3 protein-coding genes are annotated in these 2,170 nt (G+C 32.1%); 2 read left to right on the top strand and 1 reads right to left on the bottom strand.

The features are described 5' to 3' along the window. On the bottom strand, positions 1 to 767 hold a 767-nt coding region (locus FPG59_RS15610; protein ID WP_086455468.1), incomplete at its 3' end, for a 5'-nucleotidase C-terminal domain-containing protein. Positions 768 to 820: 53 nt separating this feature from the next. Between FPG59_RS15610 and FPG59_RS15605 the strand changes: the two genes are divergently transcribed. Together FPG59_RS15605 and dapA are read left to right on the top strand one after the other, a co-directional pair. Further along, entirely contained in the window at positions 821 to 1,333 is a 513-nt protein-coding gene (locus FPG59_RS15605) for a hypothetical protein (RefSeq protein ID WP_140344708.1), read from the top strand. A 6-nt stretch (positions 1,334 to 1,339) separates the two neighbouring features. Further along, a partial coding sequence (gene dapA, locus FPG59_RS15600) for a 4-hydroxy-tetrahydrodipicolinate synthase (protein ID WP_086455466.1) occupies positions 1,340 to 2,170 on the top strand: 831 nt, incomplete at its 3' end.

The following is a 2,170-nucleotide window of genomic DNA, read 5'->3' as shown; positions in this document are numbered from 1 at the left end:
ATTCTAACATCATCAATCACAGGTATGGTATCTACTTCTTTAAAATAATCGATTAAGATGTTACGAAGTTTGTATTCTAAATCAAACTTTTGAATTCCTTTCTTAAAAAAGTTCATGTTATCGCCACCATTAGCAAGATAATCATTAGTTCCTACATAATAAGTGGTGTTTGCATCTAAAGGATTTCCTTGAACCATTATGTTTTTAGGATTGTTATTAGCATCAATAGTAAAAGTTATTCCAGCCAATGGATGTGGTTTTTTTTCAGCAATAAAAAAAGTAACCATCTCAAGTATTTGTTCTCCTTTTAAAGCAATTACTACGAGACTGTTTTCAAAAGGCATGATTTCAAATGCAGTTCTTGCTGTCACATTCCCTTTGGGTAATATAGACCTTATTCCGCCGCTATTTAAAATGCAAATATCAATTTTCTTTTTTTCTCTGGCTTGAAAAACAATATTTCCGCGTAACAAAGTCACATCAGCCATAAGATTTCCAATTTTTGTTTGCCATTTTCCGTTGCTTTTATCTAATGTTTCCGGACAAAAAGCAAGTACACTGTCAAGATCTTTGTTGATATGTTCTCTATAAGGTTTGACAAAATTTTCTATTTCAGGGTTTGTTCCTTGTTTATCAGTTACTGCGACTCTTTTACCTTCAATTTTAGTAACAGTGTAACTTTGTTTACTGCAGGATGCAATAAAAAAAAATGTTAAGAATATAACAAAAAGTTTAGAAACATCGTTATACTTTTTTAGATTTACCATTTTAAATGCGACTTTATTAATTAATTTTGTAATCAGGTAAAAGTAATATGTTTTTGAATCACATTAAAAATTTTTGGGTAAAAAAAACATTAAATAAAAAATTACAAAGTTCATCTCTTTTGGTGGTACCTTCATCGGTAAAAATTATTGGAGTTCTAGTTGATGGAATCGGTTTTACAAAAACAAAACTTTTGGTTAATGAACTTGTGTTGGGAGGAATTCTTCCTGAAAATATAGCCATACTTCAGTTTAAGAAAGATTCGGTCAATCAAATTAAAGATGAGTTTCCGAGTTTGGAACACGCTCATTTACAATGGAACGGAGGATTTAGTGGTGTTGCTCCAAAAGAGTTTTTGAGTAAAAAGTATGATGTGTTAATAAGTTATTATGATCTAGAAGAGGCAATTTTAATGCAACTTACACATTCAACAAAGGCTGGTTTTAAAGTAGGTTTTGCATCAGTTGATACTCGATTACATCATTTTACCATCCAAACTTCTCTTGAAAATCATGTGGTTTTTGTAAAAGAGTTTTTTAAAATTTTAAAATTACTAAATAAAATATAATTCAATATGCAATCATTAATAGGTACAGGTGTTGCTCTTGTAACTCCTTTTAAAAGCGATTTTTCAATAGATGTTGATGCTTTAAAAAGAATAGTCAATTATTCCATTGAAGGTGGAATAGAATATCTGGTAGTATTAGGTACTACTGCAGAGAATGCTACCTTATCACAAGAGGAAAAAGAACTAGTTATTGCAACTGTCATTGAAGCAAATAATGGTGCATTGCCACTTGTTTTAGGGGTAGGAGGAAACAATACCGCGAAGGTTGTTGCAGAGTTAGAGACTAGAGATTTATCAGCATTTACGGCAATTTTATCTGTATCACCATATTATAATAAACCAACTCAAGAAGGAATTTATCAGCATTTTAAAGCAGTTGCAGAGGCTTCTCCGATACCTGTAATTTTGTATAATGTTCCAGGAAGAACGGCAAGTAATATGCTACCAAGCACAGTATTGCGTTTAGCACATGAATTTAAAAATGTAGTAGCCATAAAAGAGGCAGCTGGTGATTTAGTACAAGCCATGCAATTGATACAGAATAAACCATCGGACTTTTTAGTAATTTCTGGAGATGATATGATTGCTTTACCAATGGTTTTGGCTGGAGGAGCAGGTGTAATATCTGTGATTGGTCAAGGTTTTCCAAGGGAGTTTTCAAATATGATTCGACTTGGTTTAGAACGTAAAGTTGACGAAGCTTTTAAAACCCAATATCTACTTGCTGATAGTATTGATATGATTTTTGAACAAGGAAATCCTGCAGGAATTAAGCAAATCTTTCAATCCTTAGGCATTGCTTCTAATACGGTAAGATTACCATTAGTAACCGTGGAT

The sequence above is a fragment of the Flavobacterium sp. FPG59 genome (assembly GCF_002150205.1).
Classification (GTDB): Bacteria; Bacteroidota; Bacteroidia; order Flavobacteriales; family Flavobacteriaceae; genus Flavobacterium.
This window is presented reverse-complemented; position numbering and strand designations above follow the sequence as displayed.